General features: G+C 58.3%; 19 protein-coding genes. 4 read left to right on the top strand and 15 right to left on the bottom strand.

The window, feature by feature from the left end:
* Positions 1-198 precede the first annotated feature (198 nt).
* From J1C54_RS03415 to J1C54_RS03375, 9 genes are all read right to left on the bottom strand, one after another.
* Positions 199-903: an LrgB family protein gene (locus tag J1C54_RS03415; protein WP_229144506.1), complete on the bottom strand. Its 705-nt coding sequence runs from the start codon at positions 901-903 to the stop codon at positions 199-201.
* Positions 900-1241 carry a CidA/LrgA family protein gene (locus J1C54_RS03410; protein ID WP_229144505.1) on the bottom strand — a complete coding sequence of 114 codons (342 nt, stop codon included), beginning with the start codon at positions 1239-1241 and terminating at the stop codon, positions 900-902. Before J1C54_RS03410 ends, J1C54_RS03415 begins: the two co-directional genes overlap by 4 nt.
* Positions 1234-1740: a disulfide bond formation protein B gene (locus J1C54_RS03405; RefSeq protein WP_370635600.1), complete on the bottom strand. Its 507-nt coding sequence runs from the start codon at positions 1738-1740 to the stop codon at positions 1234-1236. The genes J1C54_RS03410 and J1C54_RS03405 overlap by 8 nt, the downstream gene beginning before the upstream one ends.
* A 115-nt stretch (positions 1741-1855) precedes the next feature.
* Positions 1856-2047 carry a ribosome modulation factor gene (gene rmf / locus J1C54_RS03400; protein WP_229144503.1) on the bottom strand — a complete coding sequence of 64 codons (192 nt, stop codon included), beginning with the start codon at positions 2045-2047 and terminating at the stop codon, positions 1856-1858.
* A gap of 105 nt (positions 2048-2152) precedes the next feature.
* Positions 2153-3718: a glutamate--cysteine ligase gene (gshA, locus tag J1C54_RS03395; RefSeq protein ID WP_229144502.1), complete on the bottom strand. Its 1566-nt coding sequence runs from the start codon at positions 3716-3718 to the stop codon at positions 2153-2155.
* Between the two features lie 47 nt (positions 3719-3765).
* Positions 3766-6147, bottom strand: a complete 2382-nt coding sequence (locus tag J1C54_RS03390; protein ID WP_229144500.1) for a Tex family protein — start codon at positions 6145-6147, stop codon at positions 3766-3768.
* Between the two features lie 93 nt (positions 6148-6240).
* The gene (locus tag J1C54_RS03385; RefSeq protein WP_229144498.1) at positions 6241-6603 is read right to left on the bottom strand and encodes a PleD family two-component system response regulator; all 363 of its coding nucleotides are present in this window, start codon (positions 6601-6603) and stop codon (positions 6241-6243) included.
* Between the two features lie 152 nt (positions 6604-6755).
* The gene (locus tag J1C54_RS03380) at positions 6756-10376 is read right to left on the bottom strand and encodes an efflux RND transporter permease subunit (protein ID WP_229144497.1); all 3621 of its coding nucleotides are present in this window, start codon (positions 10374-10376) and stop codon (positions 6756-6758) included.
* Positions 10373-11704 carry an efflux RND transporter periplasmic adaptor subunit gene (locus J1C54_RS03375; protein WP_229144495.1) on the bottom strand — a complete coding sequence of 444 codons (1332 nt, stop codon included), beginning with the start codon at positions 11702-11704 and terminating at the stop codon, positions 10373-10375. The genes J1C54_RS03380 and J1C54_RS03375 overlap by 4 nt, the downstream gene beginning before the upstream one ends.
* Before the next feature lie 211 nt (positions 11705-11915).
* Here J1C54_RS03375 and ompR point away from each other — a divergent pair, with 211 nt between their 5' ends.
* Both ompR and J1C54_RS03365 read left to right on the top strand, forming a co-directional pair.
* Positions 11916-12632, top strand: a complete 717-nt coding sequence (ompR, locus tag J1C54_RS03370; protein WP_229144493.1) for a two-component system response regulator OmpR — start codon at positions 11916-11918, stop codon at positions 12630-12632.
* 91 nt (positions 12633-12723) lie between these two features.
* The gene (locus J1C54_RS03365; RefSeq protein ID WP_229144487.1) at positions 12724-14043 is read left to right on the top strand and encodes an ATP-binding protein; all 1320 of its coding nucleotides are present in this window, start codon (positions 12724-12726) and stop codon (positions 14041-14043) included.
* A 30-nt stretch (positions 14044-14073) separates the two neighbouring features.
* On the opposite strand, the gene J1C54_RS03360 is transcribed toward J1C54_RS03365, so the two are convergent.
* The 6 genes from J1C54_RS03360 to J1C54_RS03335 form a co-directional block, all read right to left on the bottom strand.
* Positions 14074-14652, bottom strand: coding sequence for a hypothetical protein (locus J1C54_RS03360; RefSeq protein WP_229144485.1), 579 nt, complete (start codon positions 14650-14652; stop codon positions 14074-14076).
* Between the two features lie 89 nt (positions 14653-14741).
* On the bottom strand, positions 14742-15956 hold the full coding sequence (locus J1C54_RS03355) for a hypothetical protein (RefSeq protein WP_229144484.1): 1215 nt from the start codon (positions 15954-15956) through the stop codon (positions 14742-14744).
* Positions 15953-17104, bottom strand: coding sequence for a methanobactin export MATE transporter MbnM (locus tag J1C54_RS03350; protein WP_229144482.1), 1152 nt, complete (start codon positions 17102-17104; stop codon positions 15953-15955). Before J1C54_RS03350 ends, J1C54_RS03355 begins: the two co-directional genes overlap by 4 nt.
* A 6-nt stretch (positions 17105-17110) precedes the next feature.
* Complete coding sequence (locus J1C54_RS03345; RefSeq protein ID WP_229144480.1) at positions 17111-18022, bottom strand: MbnP family copper-binding protein; 912 nt, start codon at positions 18020-18022, stop codon at positions 17111-17113.
* A gap of 137 nt (positions 18023-18159) precedes the next feature.
* Positions 18160-19455: an NAD(P)/FAD-dependent oxidoreductase gene (locus tag J1C54_RS03340; RefSeq protein ID WP_229144478.1), complete on the bottom strand. Its 1296-nt coding sequence runs from the start codon at positions 19453-19455 to the stop codon at positions 18160-18162.
* A 139-nt stretch (positions 19456-19594) separates the two neighbouring features.
* Complete coding sequence (locus J1C54_RS03335) at positions 19595-20359, bottom strand: sulfite exporter TauE/SafE family protein (protein WP_229144477.1); 765 nt, start codon at positions 20357-20359, stop codon at positions 19595-19597.
* 183 nt (positions 20360-20542) lie between these two features.
* On the opposite strand from J1C54_RS03335, the gene J1C54_RS03330 reads away from it, so the two are divergent.
* Both J1C54_RS03330 and J1C54_RS03325 read left to right on the top strand, forming a co-directional pair.
* Positions 20543-21100 (top strand): VOC family protein, encoded by a 558-nt coding sequence (locus J1C54_RS03330; RefSeq protein ID WP_229144475.1) that lies wholly within the window; start codon positions 20543-20545, stop codon positions 21098-21100.
* 28 nt (positions 21101-21128) lie between these two features.
* Positions 21129-22400 carry a hypothetical protein gene (locus J1C54_RS03325; RefSeq protein WP_229144473.1) on the top strand — a complete coding sequence of 424 codons (1272 nt, stop codon included), beginning with the start codon at positions 21129-21131 and terminating at the stop codon, positions 22398-22400.
* The last annotated feature ends 166 nt before the right edge of the window (positions 22401-22566 follow it).

The following is a 22566-nucleotide window of genomic DNA, read 5'->3' as shown; positions in this document are numbered from 1 at the left end:
GCTTCCTCCGAAATTCCGTCTTCGTCGTTCCCCTTGTTAGCGGGGGAGGACAAGTAAGGCGCGGCTCGGCGGCGCATGCAATTGGCCGTGGCTGAACTACCTCAAACTTTTTGCTTTTTGCGAATAATAGCGCGTAAAAACATAGGGTTAGCCAAAAGACGGATTTCTCATAAAAAGCCGTGGCGAAAGTCGCTGGAGTTATTGCAGCAGGGCGCTGATCCATGGCCACAGCCATGGCAGGGCGATGGCAGTGAGCAGGCCAGTGAGCCCCAAAGCCAGGGAGGAGTAAGCGCCCGCTCGCTCGCCATACTCGAATGCACGGGCGGTGCCAATGGCATGGGCCACCAGCCCAAGGGCCAGCCCGCGAATTCGGTCGTCGCTGACCTTGAGCAGGCGGAACACCAGTGGAGCGGCAAGCACCCCGACGATACCGGTGATGGCCACGGCGCCTGCCGCCAGAGCTGGGTAGCCGCCGGTCATGCGGCTGACTTCAAGAGCGATCGGGGTGGTGATGGATTTCGGCGCCAGCGAGCCAATAACATCCAGCGGCGCACCACACATGGCCGCCAGGCCGATTGCCAGGCCGGCTGCCAACGGGGCGCCAATCAGGATATATACCAGCACCTGTCCCCAGATCTTGCGCAGGGTGGTCAGCTGGCGATACAGCGGCCAGGCTAGCGCCACGGTGGCTGGGCCGAGGAAAAACTGCAGTACTGCGGTGCCGGCAAGGTAGTCCCGATAGGAAATCCCCAGCAGCAGCAGGGTGATAATCACTGGAACCATGGCCACCAGAAAGGGGTGAGCCAATGGATGCCGGCCGCTGCGTTCATACAGCCACCAGGCCAGACGGTAGCTGGCCAGCGTCAGGAACAGGGCAAACAGCGGGGTATTGAAGGCGCTCACGGCTGGCTCCGCAGTAACAGCTTGAGCAGGGCGGTGACCAAAACCAGGGCAATGATTGTGCCGGCGACGATGGATACCAGCAGGGCTAGACCATGCTTCGAGTAGCGCTCCCACTCCAGCACGATGCCAATACCGATGGGGAAGAACAGCAGGGTCAGATTACCAATCAGCAGATTGGCGGCGGGCGCCACTCGCTGCAGCACCGCCGCTCGGGTGGTCAGGGCAATCAGCAGCAGCACCATGCCCAGCACCGGGCCTGGCAGTGGCAGGCCGAGGGTGCGAACTAGCAGATCACCGGCAAACTGGAATGCCAGCAGGATCAGCAGACCATCAAGCATGGCGACGCAGAAGCTGGAACAGGGCGACGCCGGTCAGGCCGATCGCTACCAGTAGCGACCACATGGGCAGGGAGATGCCGAGGAACAGCCAGTCGATCTTGGCGCATTCGCCGGAGCCGGTCAGCACCATGCTCATGACTTCCAGAAACGGAAACACGTCCATCATGTAGTCCAGCGCCGGGCCGCAGGCGGGCACGTCCTCCGGCGGCAGCCCTTGCAGCCAGATATGGCGGGCGGCCACGGCACCACCGCCGATAGCGCCAATGCCGGCCAGCACAGCGTAAACCCGTTGGCCGACAGCGCCCGGGTTATGCAGGGTGGCGAGCAGGAAGAACAGCCCGGCAAAAATCACTCCGACACGCTGGAAAATACACAGTGGGCAGGGATCAAGTCCCTCGAAATGCTCCAGATACAGGGCGCCGGCGATGGCTACAAAGCAGGCCAGGAAGGCGAAAAAATTTAGTAAACGGGGTGCCAGCAGACGGGTTATCAGGGTCACTGCGACCTCTCCTGTCAGGTTCGGACAACGGCTAATGTGCGGCGAAGGTTAGGGAAAAGGCTGCCGACAGGCAACCTGCACAGTCGCAGACCATGCTTTGCGAGCGGGGTTCCGCTTAGCTGGCGGCGCGTTGTTCGGTCTGTTTGCGCAGCCAGGCTTCGTTGCCTTCTGCCCAACCGGACTCCCACCACTGGATCAGGGTTTCGTCGTCATGTGGGCAGCCGGCCGATGAACGACCGCTGAGGCCCCACAGACAGCCCTGATTGTAGGCTTTGTCACACTCATCATTGCTGTGTTGCGATTTCATCAGCGAACACTCCATGAACAGTCTTAACGCTACCACGGAGGGGTGGACACAATGATGCCGCTCGGTTCACAGAACGGCCCTTTGGTCTGCCGGATGATGTATCAGCTAGTCACGAAAGTAATCAGCGAGAAACTCAGCAAATGGCTGTTGTGGCTCGGCTTCCCGGGCGGCTTGCTCGGCAATGCTCTGCGCGGCCAGATCAGCAAACAGTTTGGCATCCTGCTCGCTGGGCGGCTGGTTGCGGAACAGACTGCGATGCTGCTGCGCCTGACGCATGGCGAACTCGAAGAAGCCGATCTTCTCCTGGGCCATGCATTCCAGTACCCGGGCGGAAGGGGTTAGTTGCGGATTGGCGATTTTGTCGCGCTGCAGGGTCAGCGAACGCTGGTAGTGAGAGCCACCTTCGGCCTGATCGTATAGCTGGGCCAGCTCCTGCATCTGATCAAGTAATTGATTGGCCCATTGGTGCAGGTCAACCTGACGCCCGCCACGGCATAGTTTGATATTTGCTTCGCGACCGTTGTACACGGTCTGGCGAATATTCTGTTTGGCGGCAATCTGATCGCAGGCTTCTACTAACGGCGAATCTTCAAGCAGGCAGAAGCTGGCAAACAGATCGATAAAGCGCATGGTGTCTTCGCTGATGCCCACCGGTTCGAACGGGTCCAGATCCAGCACCCGTACTTCGATGTACTCCACGCCGCCGCGTTGCAGGGCCTGAGTGGGGCGCTCACCTTGACGGATGCTGCGCTTGGGGCGGATGGATGAGTAGTACTCGTTTTCAATCTGCAGAATATTGTCGTTCAACTGACGGTAATCACCATCCACGCAGACGCCGATTTCTTCATAGGAAGGCTCCGGGGTATGGATGGCATGATTGAGTGTGCGCACATAGCTGTCGATATCGTTGTAGCTGATATGCAGGCTCGACTGGGCATTGTTTTGATAACCCAGATCACTCATGCGCAGCGAGGTGGCGCCAGGCCGGAACAGACTATGATCGGCGCGCTTGAGCAGCTGGTGGTCGCGCCCCTTGAGGAAAGATCCACACACCGCCGGGGAAGCGCCAAACAAATAGGTCAGCAACCAGCTGTAGCGATGAAAATTGCGCAGCAGGTCGAAGTAGCGCGCAGAAATATAATCCTGCAGCGGGCGCCGATCACTTTCTGCCTGTTGATGAATTTCCCAGAATGATTTTGGCCAGGAAAAGTTGTAGTGAATGCCGGCGATGGTTTGCATGCGGCGGCCATAACGGTGGCCAAGCCCCAGCCGGTAAATATGCTTCATGCGACCGATATTCGAGGTGCCGTAGTAGGCCACCGGAACGTCGTCATCACCACTGACCTTGCACGGCATGGAGTTAACCCAGAGTAACTCGTCGCCAAGTTGGCTATAGGTGTAGCGATGCACCCGATCAAGAAACTCCAGAGGTGTGCGCACGCCGGTGGTGGCCGGTGTAATGAATTCCAGCAGCGCCTCAGAGTAGTCCGTCGTGATATGCGGATGGGTCAGGGCGGAGCCCAGTGACTGCGGGTGAGGAGTATGCGCCAGTGTTCCCTGCGGGGTGATGCGCAGACTTTCCTTTTCTATGCCGCGCCGGATATCGCACAGTGTGGGTGCGATATTGGCATCCGTCAGAGCTTGCAGGCGGCGATTCAGAGTTTCGCTCATTCGCATTAATCCGCAGTGGCGGGCGCAGCGGTGGCCGCGCCTGCTGTTTATTTACCTTTCTTTTTCGCTTCTTCCTGAGCCTTGGCAAACAGTGCTGCCATACCACCAGTGGCTGCTGGCGGTGCGGATTTCTGTCTGCCTGCACCGCCACCGCCACCGCCACCAGGCCGGCCACCCTGACGAGGGCGATTGTTCTGGCTGCGATTGTCGCCAGCGGCGGGGCGTTCATCATGGCGATCTTCAAGGCGCATGGTCAGGCCAATACGTTTACGGGCCAGATCCACTTCTACCACTTTCACCTTGACGATGTCTCCCGGCGCCACCACTTCGTGAGGGTCCTTGACGAAGGTATTGGACAGGGCGGAAACATGCACCAGGCCATCCTGGTGTACGCCTATATCAACGAAGGCACCGAAGTTGGTGACGTTGGTAACCGCGCCTTCCAGAATCATGCCCGGCTTGAGGTCTTTCATTTCCTCAACGCCTTCCTTGAACTCGGCCGCCTTGAACTCCGGGCGAGGATCCCGCCCCGGTTTCTCCAGTTCGCTGATGATGTCTTTCACGGTTGGTACACCGAAGCGCTCGCAGGTGTAATCCGCCGGGTCCAGTTTGCGCAGGAAGCTGATATCGCCGATCAGGTCCTGCAGCGGGCGACCATGTTTGGCTGCGATCCGTTCAACCACCACATAGGCTTCCGGGTGTACTGCAGAGCTGTCCAGCGGATTTTCGCTGCGCATTACGCGCAGGAAGCCGGCGGCCTGTTCAAAAGTTTTCTCGCCCAGACGCGGCACCTGTTTCAGTGCATCACGATTGGCGAAGACGCCATTTTTTTCCCGGTAGCTGACGATGTTGCTGGCGATGGTGCTGTTCAGGCCAGCAATGCGCGCCAGCAGTGGCGCGGATGCGGTGTTCACATCAACGCCCACCGCGTTTACACAGTCCTCTACTACGCCATCAAGGCTGCGGGCCAGTTTGATCTGGCTGACATCGTGCTGGTACTGGCCCACGCCGATGGACTTCGGATCAATTTTTACCAACTCCGCCAGAGGGTCCTGCAGGCGGCGGGCGATGGATACCGCGCCACGGTAGGACACATCAAGGTCGGGGAATTCCCGGGCCGCCAATTCGGAGGCTGAATACACTGAAGCGCCGGCTTCGTTAACGATGATCTTGCTGATTTTCTGGTCCGGCAGTTTTTTCATTACTTCCCCGGCCAGCTTGTCGGTTTCCCGGCCGGCGGTGCCATTGCCGATGGCGATCAGGGCTACCTTGTACTTCATGCACAGGGCGCCAAGGGTAGCCAGCGATTGATCCCAGCGATTCTGTGGCACATGGGGAAAAATGGTGCAGGACTCCAGCAGCTTGCCGGTCTGATCGACCACCACCACCTTGACCCCGGTGCGCAGGCCCGGGTCCAGACCCATGGTGGCGTGCATGCCGGCTGGCGGTGACATCAGCAGGGCCTTCAGGTTGCGCGAGAATACCGAGATGGCACCTTCTTCAGCCATTTCGCGGATGCGTCCAAGAAGTTCGGTTTCCAGATGGGTGGCCAGTTTGATCTTCCAGGTCCAGCGCACGGTTTCTGCCAGCCAGGCGTCGCCGGCCCGTTGCTGATTGGTCCACTCAATGCACTTTGCCACCATGTCTTCGCACGGGTGCGGCAATGCACTTTCCAGTTCTTCAGGCAGGGCCATGCTGACATGCAGTACCCCTTCATTGCGGCCACGAAACAGGGCCAGGGCACGGTGGGAGGGGATCTCGGAAAGTTTTTCGCTGTGATCAAAGTAGTCGCGGAACTTGCTTGCTTCATCCTCTTTGCCGTCGGCCACCTTGGCGGTGACCATGGCGTGCTGCCACAGCCAGGTGCGCAGCCGGGTGAGCAGGTCGGCGTTTTCCGCAAAGCGCTCCATCAAGATCTGTTTGGCGCCGTCCAGTGCATCCTTGGCGCTATTGATGTTGTGCTCCGTGTTCAGGTAGCCGTTGGCCAGCTCTTCCGGATTTTGCGACGGGTCGGCGAGGATGGCATCGGCCAGCGGCTCCAGACCTGCTTCGCGGGCAATCATGGCGCGGGTGCGACGCTTTGGTTTGTAGGGCAGGTACAGATCTTCCAGCCGGGTCTTGCTGTCGGCGGCCAGAATCTGTGCTTCCAGAGTGGGGGTCAGCTTGTCCTGCTCGGTAATGCTTTTCAGGATTGCCACGCGGCGATCTTCCAGCTCGCGCAGGTAGCGCAGGCGCTCGTCCAGGTTACGCAGCTGGGTGTCGTCGAGGCCGCCGGTGGCCTCTTTGCGGTAACGGGCAATAAACGGCACGGTGGCGCCTTCATCAAGCAGGGCGACGGTGGCGCGGACCTGCTCCGGTTGGCAATTGATCTCGCTGGCGATGATCGCTTCGATGCTGGCCTTGGTGGCGGCCGGTGTGGGGGTCGACATGGAGAAAAAATCCCTCAGGCAAAAAACACAACGGCCGGCATCATAGGCAATGAGGCCGGCCGTTCACAGATTGTATTTTTGTGCTGAATGGTGTCAGCCGAGCAGTTCGTTGACCTTGCTGATCAGCGCATTCTCCTGCACGGGCTTGACCAGATAGGCTTTGGCGCCCTGACGCTCGCCCCATACCTTGTCCGTATCCTGATCCTTGGTGGTCACCAGAATCACCGGAATATGAGCGGTGGATGGCTCCTTGGTGATCTTGCGGGTGGCCTGAAAGCCGTTCAGCTCCGGCATTACCACGTCCATCAGGATCAGGTCAGGCAGTTCTTTTTTTGCCATCTCGACCCCTTCCAGACCATTGGTGGCGGTCACTGTCTGGTGACCATGGCTTTCCACGATCTTGATCATGTTAGCCATTTGGGTGGGGGAATCATCAACGATAAGGATCTTTGCCATGGGGTACTTTCTCCGCTCTTTCCCGGGGACCATCTTAAGTGGCCTCATTCAGGTCATCATCATAGCAGCGCAGTGAAATTGCCACACCTGCTGTTTACATGATTTCACCGTTAGGCGGCGGTGTCTGTCGGATGAGTGGTCAAGCGGCAGGCTTAGCGCCTGAAAGTAACCCGGGCACGGCGCAGCCAGCGCAGCAAAATGACCGTCAGGCCGACCTCCAGCAGCAGCCGCATGGCCAGCTGCCATTGGGCCAGCGCCAGTGTTTGCAGGGCCGGATCAAAGCGGCTTAACACACTGCCAATTAGCAGCAGCGGCAGGCCGGTGAGCAGCAGTATCCGGCTGCGGCTACGCACCGCCAGCTGCTGACCGAACAAGGCGCGCAGGGCCTGAGTGGTCAGCCAGCCGAGCAGCAGGGTAGTGAGCAGTGCCAGGGTTAGTGTGCCGCTGATACCGCTCTCCCTGATTAGTCCGAGCAGCATGAGCAGGTGGCCAAGCAATTGCAGGCCAAATAACAGCAGCAGGCCCGTGGGCCACCACAGGCTGCCGCGCAGGCCCGGTTGCGGTTCTTCGTTGCGGCGATATTGCTTTGGATCGAAATGCCAAATGCCGCTAACCGTGGCAGGGAGCTGGCGTGGCACCATGGCCTGGCCGATAAGTCCGGTGAGCCGTGCCAGCTTGGGTTTGGTTTCCTCGATGATCATCAGCATGCTCGGCACCACCAGCAGGATCAGCACGGTGCCAAAGCTCAGCCCGAATACCAGACTGACCGCCATGGGTTTGAGGAACTGTGCCTGCAGCGAGGTCTCCAGCAGGATCGGTGCAAGGCCTGCCACCGTGGTGATGGAAGTCAGCAGTACCGCACGCAGGCGCCGTACGCAGGCTTCAACAATAGCTTCGAAGTGATCCATGCCCGAGGCCACCAGCTGGCGGAAGAAACTTACCAATACGATGGAGTCGTTGACGATAATGCCGGCCAGGCCGAACAGACCCATGATGGAAAACATGGAGAACTTGACGCCGAATATGCCCATAAACAGATGGCCAATTACGGCACCGGTGAAGCCAAACATGATGGCGGTCATGATTGCCACCGGCCAGGACCAGCTGGCAAATACCCAGGCCAGAATGATGTAGATCAGCGCCAGCGCCAGCATTTGTCCGGTCTGGATGTCGCGCATGTTTTCGGCCTGCTCCTTGAGCTTGCCTTCCACATCAACACTGATGTGATAGCGCGCCTGAATCGCCGGCAGCACTCGCTCGGTGAGATCCTGAATGATCTGGTTGGCATTGCCCTGTTCGGGATCAAGATCAGCGGACACCACCACGGACAGTCGGCCATCTACCCGGCGCAGCAAATCAACGCCCTGACGACTGCTGAAAGTAACCACGTCGCTAAGTAGCAGGGTGTCGCCGTTGGGGGCAATTACCGGCATGCTGTCCAGCGCCGACAGGCTGCCCCGTTCGCTGTCCGGCAGCATTACCCGCACTTCCACTTCATCGTCCTGATCGTTGAACAGCTGAGCCAGAGTGCCATCGAAAGCGCTGCGCAGCTGGGCGGCCACAGAGGCCAGCGTCAGCCCCAGTGCACGGGCCTCGGCGGTTAGCTCGAAGGTTAGCTGTTCCTTGCCCCACGGAAGGTCATCCTCGACATTGCTGATGCCGCTATAACGCTTCAGGGCTTCCTGTATTTCCAGGGATGCGGATTTCAGTGTGTTGATATCCGCGCCACCAAGGCGCAGGGCCACCGGGCTGCCGGGCGGTCCCGCATCCGGTTGGCCGATGGTTAGCAGTTCCAGACCTGGCGGAGAGGTAATTCTTTCCCGCCAGGCGGTGATAAATTCGTCATTGGACACGCTGCGATCATTGCCCGTCCAAACCTCTACCAACAATGTGCCGTAGTGATCGCCGAGTTTATTGCGGCTGCCGCCGATACTTGGAAAGCCGGCGGCACTGCGATGAATTTGCACCACGGTTTGAACGATGTCGTCGTCAAATGAGGCGTCGGTTTCCTGCAAAGTGGTTTCCAGATGATTGAGGAAACGGTCAACCGTGCGTTGGTCGGTGCCAGCACTGAACTCCACCACAGCACGCAACTGGTCGCCATCCACCGGTGGGAAAAAGGTGAACTTGAGCCAGCCGGTGGCAACAATTGCCAGAGCCACAAAGAACGCACAGAAGGCGCCGGTAACTACCGCATAACGTCTCTCGATGGCCCAGCGTACTATGGGACGGAAAGTGTTTTCCCGGAAGCGGTCAAAACGTTGATCCATCCGTTCGCGCAGGCCGCCTTGCTGGATCTCCTTGTTGGCAAAGCTGTGGTGCAGGTGGCCGGGCAGAATCAGGAAACACTCGATCAGCGAAGCGATGATCACGCAGATCATTACAAACGGTATATCGAAAGCGATTTTGCCCATGGCGCCGCCCATTAGCGCCAACGGCAGGAATGCAGCAATGGTGGTCAGTGATGAGGCCACCACTGGCCAGAACATTCTTTTCGCCCCGCCAATGGCCGCGTGCAGGGGGGACTCCCCTTGTTGCAGGTGGGTCAAGGTGTCTTCACCAACAACGATGGCATCATCAACAATGACACCTAGCGCCAGAATCAGGCCAAACAGGCTGATCATATTGATGGTGCCACCCATAAAAAGCAGCACGCCCAGTGTTGCCATAAAAGACACTGGAATGCCCACGGTGACCCACCATGCCACCCGTGCATTAAGAAAAAAGAACAGCGTGGCGATCACTAGAATCAAGCCGGTAATACCGTTCCACATCAGTGTTTCTATTCGGTCGCGAAGGTGCTTCCAGGTTTCGAAGTAGACATGCATGTGCATGCCATCCGGCAGGGTAGGCTGCACCTCCGCAATCCATTGCTGCATGATGGCGGCGGAGTCCAGCGAGTCATCCTTCTCCGCGCGCATCACCTGAATTTCAATCGCCGGGAAGCCTTGGTAAGTCATGTAAGGCTGTTCATCGCGGGGCCGTCTTTCGATCAGGGCAATGTCACCCAGTCGCAGCAGGCGGCCGCTCTGGTCGGTGAACAAAGGCAGGTCGGCAAAGCCACGTTCATTACGGCGCTGGCCCAGTCCGCGCAATTGCTTGGCCGCTTCATCGCGGCCCACGGTGCCGGCGGGAATGTCGTCGCTGAATTGACGGATACGCACCGCCAGTTCATCCAGCGTCATGCCCAAGTCATGCAGGTTGGCGGCAGGCACCTGAATGGCCATTTCTTCAGCGGGTAGCCCGGCAAACTGTACCTGGCCGATACCACGGGTCAGCAACTCGTTTTCCATGCGCCGCACTAATGGCCGCAGTTCGGCCAGCGAGCCGCGCTCGGTATAAACCAGAATATTGCCGATGGGTGAGAAACGATCCAGTTTCTTGACCACCGGTTGCTCTGCATCCTGAGGCAGGTTGCGGATGGTGCTGATGCGCTGGCGGACGTCGGAAATGGCCAGGCTCAGGTCCGTGCCGTCTTCCATCTCCATAAAGAACATGGCCAGGCCTTGCTCAGAGCGGGCGGTCAGGCGACGCATGTTGGCCAGCGTTTTCAGGTTTTGTTCCACCGGGATGGTGATGGCCCGTTCAATGTCTTCCGGGCTGGCGCCGCGCCACGGCACGGACACGGTGATGTAATCGAAATCAAAGGTGGGGAACAGCTGGCGGTTAAGCTGCTGCAGGCCGTACAGACCCGCCATCAGCATCAGCAGCATGAGCAGATTGGCGGCCAGGCGATGTTCGGTAAAACTGGCAATGATGCCGCGCTGACTCATTGGCTATCTGACTCCGGGGTTTGCGTCTCCGGTTCAGGTTCCGGTTCCAGGCCTTGCGGGGTCTGGCCGCCTTCCGCCGGCTGGACGCGCAGGCCATCAATGGCGCCGGGGAGCTGGTTGATCACCAGGCGGTCGCCGGGTTGGAAGTCACCCTGAAACAGCAATCGTTGTTCACCGTCTGCGCCCTGCCAGTCGCCGATGCGCGTCACGGCTACCGTCTGCAGGCGGTTCTCATCGTCAAGTCGGTAAACCCGGTCAAGGCCATGCAGTGCGGCGGCGGGCAGCGCCACTAACCCATCCCGGGGCGGCAGCGTCAGGGTCATAGGTAGTGGCCGGCCCAGCTCCGGGGTGACATCACTGGCGTCCAGTATAAACAGGCCATCAATACCGCCGCGGCCGCGCTCCACTTCGCCGGCCAATCTGGCCAGCCGCAGCGGCAAGCGGCGGTTCTCGATAACCAGTTCACCAGCGAGACCGCCGGCATCAAGACCAGCACGCACCTCCGGCAGGTGGTTGAGTGGAATCTGGGCACGAATCTCGATGCCCTGATCCGCATACAGGCTGATTAGCGGCTCACCGGGCCTAACCCGCTCGCCCTCAGCCACATGCAGGGCGGTGATGCGTCCGTCGAAAGGGGCGCGTACTTCGCTACGGGCCAGATCCAGATCGGCCTGATCGCGGGCCGCCTGAGCACGTTCAATTTCGCTGTCGAGGCGGCGCACATCGTTCTGGTAATTGGAAACGGCCAGCTGGCGGGTCTCCAGGCTCAGCTGCTGTCGGGCCAGTGCCTGTCGGGCTTCATCAAGCTGGGTCTGGGAGGCCAGATTGGTTTCCCTGAGTCGCTCCAGGCGACCCACGTTCTGCTTGGCCAGATCGGTAAGCTGCTGCTCCAGCTCCAATGCCTTGCGGTCACTTTGATGGCGTTTTGTGGCGCTGGCCTTTTGTGCCTGAGTCTGAGATAGCGCCGCATCCGCTTGAGCGCGAGCCAGCGCTGCTTCGCGCGGGTCCAGCTGGAGGATCAGGTCGCCGGCGCTGACCCGGTCACCGGGTAAGGCAACCGCTTGCTGAACCAGCGCGGTGACGGAGGATGACAGGGTGGCGCTGGCCGGTGACTCAATGCGGCCAAACAGTGATAACTGCGGAGCGAACAGCCCCGGCCGGGCAATTTCGATCAGCACCCGCGGGCTGGAGTCCGTGGCTGGCTCCTGCGGCGCGGGCGGCTTGAACAGCACCAGTAAAGTAATCACCACTATGGTGCCGATCAGCAGCCGTGGTACCGGCGGCAGTTCTCGCCAAAGGGCGCTGAGACGGGCGGGCAGGTCAGACATGAAAGATAGTCTCGTTAAAGTTCGGACAATGGGCGGATGATACCCCCCGGGGGGTGCCAACGGTCAGTGATGATTCGTTACCGCAAAGGTCTGGCTGGCCGTTTTCGTCACAGATTGATACTTATCCCGTCAACTTGAGGCCCTTCCGGCAGTTGAAAAGCCCGCCACCTGCCCGGAAGATGCCCTCACATCTGACCTAGCGGAGTAGTCCATGAGTGCGGAACAACCGACAGACAAGATTCTGGTGGTAGACGATGACCAGCGTCTGCGTGGGCTGCTGCAGCGCTTTCTCGAAGAACAGGGCTTTTACGTCAAGGGCGTGGCCGACGCCGAGCAAATGGATAAGGCTTTGTCGCGCGAGCTTTTCTCCCTGATCGTGCTGGACCTGATGCTACCCGGTGAGGACGGCCTGTCGATCTGCAAGCGCCTGCGCCAGCGTGGTGATGATGTGCCGATCATTATGCTGACCGCCAAGGGAGACGATAACGAGCGTATCGAGGGGCTACAGCTTGGTGCTGATGACTATCTGGCCAAGCCGTTTAACCCGCAGGAGCTGGATGCACGTATCCGCGCTGTGCTGCGCCGTCGAGTGCGTGATCTGCCTGGCGCGCCGAGCCGTGATCAGGAGCAGATCAGCTTTGGCCCGTGGACGTTGGATCTGGGTACCCGGATTCTTAGTCGCGACGGCCAGGAGGTGGGTCTGACCACCGGTGAGTTTGCCGTTCTGAAAGCACTGGCCCAGCATCAGCGTGAGCCGTTGACCCGGGACAAGCTGATGAACCTGGCCCGTGGCCGCGAATGGTCGGCCATGGAGCGTTCCATTGACGTTCAGGTGTCGCGCCTGCGCCGGTTGATTGAGGAAGACCCGTCCCGCCCCCGTTATCTGCAGACCGTGTGGGGTGTTGGTTACGTTTTTGTTCCCGAGTAAGAATTGTCTGAGTAAAGGCGGATAGTGCCTGCCGCATACTTCGGTATGTGGCATGCTTGCCAGTATCTGTTGCTCAGGGAATGCATGTTCAATGGCCTCGTTTCTTCTTCCGCGTACCGCGTTTGGTCGTACTGCTGTTATCACCGGTCTGATCGTTGGCCTCAGTCAGGCGCTGAGCCTGTGGTTTTTTGCCCGTAACGCCTACCTTCCCGGCATTCGTGAATATGCTGAGCTGACCCATCTCTATGCCAGCGCGTCCGTGGGCAGCAAGGCGGATGTGGATATGGCGCGACGTATTGCGGACGCTACGGGTATCCAGATTACCGCCGGTCGAATGCCCCCGGATGATGAGCCATCATTTATTGCCCGGCCTCTGGTTGATCGTTTCCAGTTGGAAGTTGAAGAGCTGCTTAATGAGCCGGTGATGGTGCGCATGGAAGAAACCAGTTCACCGGTTCTGTGGGTTACCGCGCAAAGTCTGGACTACCAGTGGATTCGTGTGCCGATGAAGTTTTTCCGCCACTACGATCGCTATTTGCTGATCGGCTGGGGTGTGACTGTGCCGTTGTTCGCTTTTCTGGCGGGCGTATTTATTGCGCGTGGCTTGACTGATCCGTTACGCAAATTGGCGCGGGTGGCGGGAATTGTTGGCCGTGGCGATCAGGTGCCCCTGCTTGATGAGGAGGCCGGCCCGCTGGAGCTGGATGCAGTGAATAAGGCGTTCAACCGCATGGCTGCGGATATGTTGCATGCACAGCGTGACCGCGCCCTGTTGCTGGCGGGAATTTCCCATGACTTGCGCACACCGCTAACCCGTATTCGTCTGTCGGCGGAATTTATGAACGATGCGGAGTTGCGTGATGGTATTGTCGCTGACATTGAGGATATGGATGCCATCCTTGAGCAATTTATTGCCTTTATCCGCGATGGCTCTGACGAAGTGCCGGAGTTTGAAAGCATTAATGTGCTGATCGAAGAGGTACGTAATCGTCATGCCAGTATTGATGTGCGTACCTCGTTGCATGATGTGCCGCGCCTGATGCTGAAACGTCTTACGTTTCGCCGGCTGTTATCGAACTTGATTACCAATGCGGTGAAGTATGGCGCCGAGCCTGTGCTGATTAGTACCTCAGCAGGAAAAGGCGTTGTAGTGCTGACAGTTCGGGATCATGGGAAAGGCGTAAATGAAGCGGATATTCCAACACTATTGCAGCCGTTCTCACGTGGTGAAAAGGCGCGCACACTAAGCGGTTCCGGTCTCGGTCTGGCAATCGTCAAACGTATCGTTGATATGCATCATGGCAGCATGACGCTGAGCAATCATCCGGAGGGTGGTCTGGTGGTGGAAATCCGCTTGCCGTTTACCGGCAGACTGGTGCAGCCGGAGGCCCTGTCTGCGCGGGTGCGCTGACACTGGCGAACATGGTTCGCCAGTGGCTGGTTACATATATACCTTCAGCTTTTCACGGATCACTCTCTGAATGCTGCCGACTTCCATGGCGGAGCGCTCACGAATCATTTTCGGCACGATACGTTGCAAGTGCAGGCAGGGATCGTCTTTGCGGAATGAACGCAGATCGCCCTTGGTAATGACGGGTAGAAACGGTGCCTCCGGCTTTTCCTGACGCATCAGGGTGAGCAGGCCGACTTTCAACGGCACATTGCGCATTACCCGTTTGCCGCTGCTGTCTCGCATTGGCAGTGTCATATATAGCCCCTCTTTACCAAGCAGGTCACCGGGAATAATGGTGATGCCGGTTTCCTTAACGGCGTCTTCCGGGATGCCATTAAAGGTATCGTGATAGGCATAGGGGTTGGGCAGGATAATAAGCGAGCGGTCGTCCTGCTCCGGCACGGAAATTTCGTAGTTTGTATAGAGCTGTTGAACCGGCCCGCTATATACGCACAGCGTTTCCTGAAACTGTCGTACGAAGCTGATCGCCCGGTTATGGTTTTCAAAATGACTCAGACGCCAGATAAGGTGATCCGGCGCGTTCATCTCCTGACTGGGGTCTGTCATGCGTACGACACTCTTCGTAGTAATGCAGTGATTGTGCTTAGGGTTAAGCCGCTATGCAAATACTGTTGTGAGCTGATTGCAGACTTGTGTCAGGGACTATGTTGATGGGCACCTTGTCGGGTAAGCGACTGATGCCAGACCAGACCAATGGCAGCCCGGTTCTCAGCGCTGCCAAGGGTGGCATCGCGGGTAAGATCCGCACGCAATGCCAACGCATCGCGCCACTGCCAGCGCCAGCCCAGTCCAAGTCGCCATGGATTGTGATCGTTGATCAGGTTGGCGTCCTCGGATAGTGGCAGCGCTGCGGCGCCGGTAACATGGTTGTCCAATACCAGCTGTTCTGCGCGCAGCGCAAAGGAGTGGCGGGCTACGGTAATTTCCGGCTGTACAATAATGCCGCTGTAAACGCTGTCGATGGCCGCCCGCCGGGTGATATCTTCGATTACCCCGTCGGCCTCTACTTGCATCCACTCCATGCGCAGTGCCGCGCGCATATCGGAACGTACTTGCCAGCCAATTAATGCGTGAATACCGCCGAGTACACTGTCGCCGGTAAAGCGCACATCCGGCGGTGGCACAGCGCCAATACCACCGTGAGTATGGCCGTCGCTATAGCGATGATCGGGCCGCTCGGTGGCGCGGGCAAACAATGTCCACACTCCGGTTTGCAGGGTTAGTCTGCCACTTTGATGATTGAGCGAGGCAAAAAGGTCAGCAGCACCGCCGCTATCATCTGCGCTGGCGGGGAAGGCCTCGCCTTGCCAGAGCTCCACCCCGAAACTTATTCCATGGGGATTATGGCGCCACAGGCGAAAGCCATTGTCGTGAAAGTGACGGCCAAGAAAAGCATCTGCTGGCAAAGTGGCATCACTGAAAATACGCGCGCTACTGTGCTCGGATACGGACGGAGTAAATGCTGCGGACATCCGTCCTGCTTCAATCACCAGCGGGCCAACGGAATCGCAGCACACATATCCGACCCAGGCATGCTCAATGCTGGGGCCATCATCATGGCCGCTATGCTGTGCCGCCTTGAGTACGGCAAAAAAGTTTTCGTCGATGCGATAGCCCAGTGACAAGGACAGTTCGTCCATGCTGATGCCCCGTTGAGCCGGCCATGCGTGCCCGCCCATCATGACGCCAGGAATGCGCCAGTACTCATCGGATGCCACGGCGCCGTCAGTGCGTGCCGTCACCGCCAGACTGACGTCCAGTTGCGGCTGGCCAATTTCGCTGGGAATGCTATGGGCGAAAACATTAAAGCTGGCAGTCAGCAGCAACGCGGGAAGAAAAAAAGTTCTCATGGCGTAGCCCAGGGGTCAGCGAAGCGTTCCGAGTTAAGAAACTCGTCATCGGTGAGTGATTGCAAGAAAGCGATTAAATCGTTGATCTCATCATCGGTGATACTGAAGCCGGAGATAAAGCCATCCTTGTAGGGGTTCATCCGGCCATCGCCGGCATTTGGTCCGGCGGTTAGATTGCGGCCGCCGGCGGCGTAGTTGCGGATCGCATCTTCCAACGTGGCGACACTGCCGTCATGCATGTACGGTGCAGTGACCGCAATATTACGCAGTGATGGCGCGCGAAAGCGGCCCATATCCTGAGCGCGGCTGGTGATTTCATGCACGCCGGTATTCGGTTCGGGATATGCGCCGAGCCCGTCAATGTTGTACAGCCCGGTGTTATGGAAAGGTCGATCCACCAAAAACATGGTGCGGTCCTGTACTGAATCGGTGAAGTTGTATCCGCCGTGACAGTGGAAACACTCCAGCTCTTCGCTGAAGAAAAGCGCCATGCCGTTCTTGGCTGATTCACTCAGGGCGTTGCCATCGCCCTGCTCATAACGATCGAAGTTACTGGAGAACGACGTCATGCCGCGAATAAAGCTGGCCAGTCCTTTGACGATGGTGTCGTAGCTGATTGGCTGGCCCGGAAACGCAGCGTCGAATAATGGCGCATACCGTGGCTCGGACAATATCCGGTTAAGTACCAGCTCCTGATTTGCGTCGCTAATTCCGTGCTCAATGGGGGTTTCGCCAAACAGCGGAATAACGATTTGCTGTTCAATGGTTCGCAGGGATGGATTGCCCCAGGTCAGAGTCGGGTTATAAGCGATGTTAACCAGTGCCTGGGAATTACGTGGATGTAGTTCTCCGGTGGCACCGCGTGGCGCCACACGGCCATCCGCAAAGGCTTTGTCTTGGTGATGGCAGGAGCTGCAGCTGATAGTTTCATTGCTGGACAGACGTGGATCATAAAAAAGATGGCGGCCAAGCTGAAACTTGGCTTCGCTCATTGCATTGTCGATGGGTTCAACCGGCAATGGGATATTGGCGCGCACCTGCCAGTCAAAGTCACTGCGCAGGGCGCCGGCATCATCAATGGTGGTGATGCTTTCCGGGCAGCCGCTTAACAGCGGCAGTAGCAACGGAATCAGCAGGCGCCAACGCATGATTGATTAAGGCTGCAGAACAACAGAGAACACGGATTGCTCGTTTGCCGGCCCCACCGCTGCACCGAGGGTCATGCCAAGATTATCGAAGACGTTAGTGCACTCCGGGTCGGTATTGCCGGACATGCAGCCTGGGGCGCCGCCGGCATCCTCGGATAGTTCGTTATCAATAACCAGTGCTGCATAGTCAATGCGAATAGCAGAGGCGGTATCGTCAAAGCCGGTCAGGCTGATCTCTGGGCGATTGTTATATTCGCAGCTCACGTCTTCCGGTGTGTTTGGATCAACCCGCGGGTCGGGCGTGCAATTGGTGGCACCCAGATGGATGTTCCAGGTTGTGTTGGTCCAGGCGCCATCCGTGGGCCGTGTTACACCACCGTTGGGACGCACATCAAAACGCAGGTGCTTGTAGCCACCTTGCCAGTTCCAGAACATGCCCGGCAGGTTCAGCGGTGTGGGCGCGGTGGCCACATTATTGTGGTTGTGGCTGGATGGCACGCCGACTTTGAAGCGGACGCCGGCAATGACAACTGGCTGGTCCGGTACACTGCCGCGCAGGCTGGTGTTCACCGGTTTCAGATCGCCATTGCAACCGTCACCCTTGTCCTGAAAGTCGAGCAGGGCGATGCCGTCTGCCTGCCAGTTGTCGTCGTCCAGTGTTACCGGAATTTCCACGTCTTCATCGGTAACCAGTCGTACGTCATGAATAAAAATTTTAAAGTCTGCTAACGAGGCGCTGCTGCCACCAATGCCGAGGCCTTGCAGGCTGGCGTCGCAACTGATTTCAGTGCTGCCAGCAAAGGCTTCGAAGGGAATGCTGATGGTGCGAGTAGCGTTTCCGGAGTTTGTTGAGCTGCCGCCGCAGGCGGTCAGCAGGGCGGCGCTGCCCAGCACGACGATGGCGCGAAGAGTAGTCATATGACCCCCGGTTAGTTGGTGCATAAGTAGCGCGCGGACTAATTGGCGCTTCGATGGGGCGGGATTCTAGGGGTAGGGGGAGCAAAGCGGGATGTGGCAAAGTGTCGCAGGCGGCTTGTGCCGCCTGCGCTGGTGGGTCAGTGCAGCTTCAGACGTGGCCGTACCAGGCGGCTGAATTTGCCAGCCAGCAACAGCATGATGGTGCGCGGCCAGCCATACAGGGTTGCCTGATGCAGCCGGTACAGGCTGATATACATCATCCGCGCCAGCCACCCCTCAACGAAGAAGTTGCCGCCCTTCAGGTTGCCCATCAGCATGCCCACCGAGCTGTAGTTGGACAGCGATACCAGCGAGCCATGGTCTTTATAGACAAAAGGTCGTGGCGGGCGGTTGAACATCAGCAGGCGCTCAATCTCCTTGGCCAGATGATGGGCCATCTGCTGGGCTGACTGGGCACGGGGCGGGATCGGTCGATCCATGCCGGGTAGGTGGCAGGCGGCGCAGTCGCCGATAACAAAGACATTTTCCTGACCTTTGGCTAGCAGATTGCTGTCCACTTCCACCTGGTTCAGTCGGTTCAGAGTCAGGCCATCGATGTGGGTCAGGAGCTCGGCGGCTTTGACCCCCGCAGCCCAGACCAGCAGATCCGCTTCGATACGCTCGTCTTCGTTGGTGACAAAGGCATCCTGTTCAACCCGCGCCACCACCACGCCGGTACTGACGGTGACGCCCAGCGCTTGCAGGCGCTCGGTGGCTGCTATCGATACGCGCTCCGATAGCACCGGCAGAATGCGCGGCGCACCTTCAATAACGCGCACATCCAGCAGAGCCCGATCAAGCTGCTCGTGACCGTAGAACTTGAGCATGCTGATGGCGTGGTGCAGTTCGGCGGCCAGCTCGACGCCGGTGGCGCCACCGCCAACGATAGCCACCGACAGCGGTTTGCTGTTGTAGTTGGCGTGCAGGCAGGCGTTAAGGAATTTTTCCCGGAAGCGATCTGCCTGCTGGCGGCTGTCGATAAACAGGCAGTGTTTGGCCACTCCGGGTGTGCCGAAATCATTACTGCGGCTGCCTACCGCGAGCACCAGATAGTCGTAGCTGATCTGTCGCTCGGGCAGCACTTCATTGCCGCTGGCGTCGGCCAGCGCGGCCAAAGTAATAGTGCGTGCCTCGACGTCAGTGCCGGTTAATGTGCCAGGCTCAAAGCGGTAGCCATTCAGGCGGGCGTGGGCGCGGTAATCCACCGCATCCAGATCCGCATCGATGGCTCCTGTGGCCACTTCATGGAAACGGGGCTTCCAGACATGGAAGCTGTTGTTGTCCACCAGCGTGACGTCGGCGCGGCCGCCCCGTCCCAGTTTCCGCCCCAGCAGGGTTACCAGTGGCAGCCCACCGGCACCGCCCCCCACCACTACAATGCGTGGTTTACCCATAGACATGTCCCCAATTGCGGAAAGCGCGCCAGTCTAGTGCGCGGGGGAAACAAGTAAAGGCCGAATGTTGACTGAGATGTTGCCCGGGGGTCAGTCCGTTGGCCGATTGCCAAGCCGAAATTGGTGGGGAAAGGGAGCGTCAGCGGAAAAATGCAGCTATACAGGCGCCAATCACTGCTAACAGCAGAACGATGCGCAACGTGTCCGCATTGGCCTTGACGGCAAAGCCCACTGATAGCCGCACGCCAACAAGGGTGCCGGCGGTAATAATCAGGCCCGGAATCCAAAGTACCTGACCGCGAATGGCGAATACTGTCAGCGCCACCGCCCCGAACACGCCGGTGCAGACCAGCTTCAAGGCGTTGCCGGCCAGCAGGTTGTAGCGCAGCACGCCAACCAGTGCGAACAGTAGCAGGAAGCCGACTCCTCCCTGAACAAAGCCGCCGTAAAGGCCAGCGCCAAACAGGGCCAGCCAGCCGCCGGGGGACTCGCCCAGTTTTTTCGGTAGCTCATCCGCAGTTGGAGCCATTACCGCAGGCTTGAGCAGCAGCACCATCGCCATGGCAATCATGCTGCCAAGCAGCAGCGGTTTAAGCAGTCCCACTGGCATCCAGGAGGCCACCACGGAGCCAATCAGTGAGCCGGAAAGTGTCGGTAGCAGGATCGGCCGGATGGCGGACTTGTCCAGCACATTATGGCGATGAAAGCCGCGCACACCCTCTATGGACTGGGCCGCCACACTGACCCGGTTGGTGCCATTGGCAATGTCCGCAGGAATACCCATCAGCATCAGCGCCGACAGGGTAAACAGGCCGCCACCGCCGGCCAGCGTATTGACGAAACCAGCTGCCAGCCCGGAAACCACCAGCATGATCACGGTCCAGAATGTCAGTTCGTATTCCACGCAGGCTCTCGGCTGGGCATTAACTTGCGCAGTGTGCCAGCTTTGCGTGGCCTTGTCGGTGGCTGGGGCTTAACTCAACAGGTGGTTGCTGACCGGAGTGATCGGCAGATTGACCAGAATTGGTCAGCAGCTGCAGGGTGAATGGCAGGCACAATCGTCCCATTCAAACAGGAGGACATCATCATGACCCTGACTGCTCCCGTGGAAGGCATTCACCATATTGCTTTCGGTACCAAGTGCACCCGTGCCACCTACGAGTTCTATAACGACAAGTTAGGCATGCCGCTAATACACACCGAGAACCACAAGCTAAAGGATGGCTACTTTCGTCATTTCTTTTTCGATATGGGCATGGGGCAGGCGTTGGGCTTTTTTGAAATCCATGATGTCGGAGAGCAGCCGAACTACCGCACCGATCCGTCCACCGGGCTGGGTCTGCCGATCTGGGTGAATCATGTTTCTTTTCGTGTGCCGGACATGGCCAGTTATGAAGCTTTCCGCGAGCGACTGCGGGAGCGTGGAGTGATGGTGCTGGGCGAGACGGACCATGATTTCTGCCAGTCCATGTACTTGCTTGACCCGAATATGCTGATGATTGAATTCAGTGTCGACACTGACACGGAAAAATTCGGCATGAGTCACGACGAGGCGTACAAGTTACTGTTCGATACGCCGCCGGAGCAGATTCCGGAATCTGCATACAAGGGCCGTAAAAATCCGAAAGTAAAAATTTACGTCTAAGTTTGCTGTCTGTTTCCGGGGGGAAACCATGCTACTGATTTCGAAAACCTATTGGCTGGGGATGCCGTTTAATTACAAGGGCCCGCTGCCGCAAGACACCACCGTGACGCCGATTCATATCCAGGCTGCGGACATGCGTTGGATTTCCGGCTTGCACTACACCCCGCCAGCTGCCAGGCAGCAGAAGATCGGTGTGCTGGTGATGCATCCCCGGGCGGACTTTACCCGTCACTATTGTATTCCCGGCTTTGTCGGCGCTGGCATCAGTGTGCTTGGCCTGTGTACGCGCACATTAAACAACGATGCCACAGCGATTCACGAAGACCTTATTCTGGATGTTGCTGCCGGGGTGAAGTATCTACGTAGCAATGGTTGCGACAAGGTGCTGCTGTTCGGCAATTCCGGTGGTGGTTCGCTGTTCGCCTTCTATCAGGCGCAGGCGGAGAAGAGTCCCGCCGAGCGACTGGCGGTGGATGCTGCCGGCAAGCCCACCAAGCTGCAAATGGCCGAGATGATTCCCGCCGATGGATTGCTGGCGGTATCCGCCCATCCGGGCGAGGGCAAAATACTAGAACACTGTATTGATCCAGCAGTGGTTGATGAGCAGCAACCACTGCTTGGTAACCCGGCACTGGATATGTATAACCCGGCCAATGGTTTTGTTGCGCCGCCGGAGCCGAGCCACTACGACCGGGAATTTGTGGCGCGCTATCGCGCCGCCCAGAGGGCCCGGGTTGAGAAGCTGGATAATCTGGCTCGCGCCATGATCCATGATGCCCGGGAAGCGGAAGTGTTGTACAAGACATCCCGCGACACCCTGTCTTTTGAGGAGCGCCAGCAGATCGGTCGGCGAGCCGCATTGGAGCCGGTAATGGTGATCTATCGCACCATGGCCAACCTGCACTACACCGACCCTGATCTTGATCCAAGCAAGCGCAGCTATGGCTCCCTGTTTTCGGAACGCCCTGACCTGATGAACTTCCAGTACATCGGTTTTGGCCGGGTGGTAACGCCGGCTGCCTGGCTGTCGACCTGGTCCGGGTTGTCTTCCCATGCGGATTTTTGCAAAAACGCTGCGCAGATGAGTTGCCCGGTTTTATTAGTCAATGCGCTGCGCGATAAAGAAATCTATCCCGGCGATGCGCAGTTAATGTGGCAGAGTCTGGCCAGCGCGGATCGTACCTATCTGGATATTGATGCGGAGCATTATTTTGAGCCGCCATTTGGAGAGCAGACTGCCCCGGATGTGGATGCACTGATGGCCGAGGTATTGCCCTGGGTGATGGAGCGTTTTGCCTGATATTTTCAGGCAATAAAAAAGCCCGCATGAGGCGCGAGGCGTTCAATTAAACTGTTGATCTATCGAATCACCCAGCAATCAGGCCCATCTGGGGCCTGGTAGCTCCTTTGGGCGTACATTGCAGATCTTTCCCTGGCTCCTCGCTCCCTCTTCTCTCTTCTTATTA

Origin of the sequence: Alcanivorax sp. 1008 (assembly GCF_020667895.1) — a bacterium.
Lineage (GTDB): Bacteria > Pseudomonadota > Gammaproteobacteria > Pseudomonadales > Alcanivoracaceae > PGZG01.
Note: the sequence above shows the minus strand (reverse complement) of the source record. Positions and strands in the feature narration are given on the sequence as shown.

What these genes read in the sequence shown, in the direction of transcription:
- J1C54_RS03380 (WP_229144497.1), bottom strand. Translation starts at nt 10,376, where the DNA reads ATGAGTCAGCGCGGCATCATTGCCAGTTTTACCGAACATCGCCTGGCC.
- J1C54_RS03365 (WP_229144487.1), top strand. Translation starts at nt 12,724, where the DNA reads ATGGCCTCGTTTCTTCTTCCGCGTACCGCGTTTGGTCGTACTGCTGTT.
- J1C54_RS03330 (WP_229144475.1), top strand. Translation starts at nt 20,543, where the DNA reads ATGACCCTGACTGCTCCCGTGGAAGGCATTCACCATATTGCTTTCGGT.
- J1C54_RS03350 (WP_229144482.1), bottom strand. Translation starts at nt 17,104, where the DNA reads ATGCGTTGGCGCCTGCTGATTCCGTTGCTACTGCCGCTGTTAAGCGGC.
- gshA (WP_229144502.1), bottom strand. Translation starts at nt 3,718, where the DNA reads ATGAGCGAAACTCTGAATCGCCGCCTGCAAGCTCTGACGGATGCCAAT.
- rmf (WP_229144503.1), bottom strand. Translation starts at nt 2,047, where the DNA reads ATGAAATCGCAACACAGCAATGATGAGTGTGACAAAGCCTACAATCAG.
- J1C54_RS03375 (WP_229144495.1), bottom strand. Translation starts at nt 11,704, where the DNA reads ATGTCTGACCTGCCCGCCCGTCTCAGCGCCCTTTGGCGAGAACTGCCG.
- J1C54_RS03340 (WP_229144478.1), bottom strand. Translation starts at nt 19,455, where the DNA reads ATGGGTAAACCACGCATTGTAGTGGTGGGGGGCGGTGCCGGTGGGCTG.
- J1C54_RS03410 (WP_229144505.1), bottom strand. Translation starts at nt 1,241, where the DNA reads ATGCTTGATGGTCTGCTGATCCTGCTGGCATTCCAGTTTGCCGGTGAT.
- J1C54_RS03385 (WP_229144498.1), bottom strand. Translation starts at nt 6,603, where the DNA reads ATGGCAAAGATCCTTATCGTTGATGATTCCCCCACCCAAATGGCTAAC.
- ompR (WP_229144493.1), top strand. Translation starts at nt 11,916, where the DNA reads ATGAGTGCGGAACAACCGACAGACAAGATTCTGGTGGTAGACGATGAC.
- J1C54_RS03355 (WP_229144484.1), bottom strand. Translation starts at nt 15,956, where the DNA reads ATGAGAACTTTTTTTCTTCCCGCGTTGCTGCTGACTGCCAGCTTTAAT.
- J1C54_RS03325 (WP_229144473.1), top strand. Translation starts at nt 21,129, where the DNA reads ATGCTACTGATTTCGAAAACCTATTGGCTGGGGATGCCGTTTAATTAC.
- J1C54_RS03345 (WP_229144480.1), bottom strand. Translation starts at nt 18,022, where the DNA reads ATGACTACTCTTCGCGCCATCGTCGTGCTGGGCAGCGCCGCCCTGCTG.
- J1C54_RS03390 (WP_229144500.1), bottom strand. Translation starts at nt 6,147, where the DNA reads ATGTCGACCCCCACACCGGCCGCCACCAAGGCCAGCATCGAAGCGATC.
- J1C54_RS03360 (WP_229144485.1), bottom strand. Translation starts at nt 14,652, where the DNA reads ATGACAGACCCCAGTCAGGAGATGAACGCGCCGGATCACCTTATCTGG.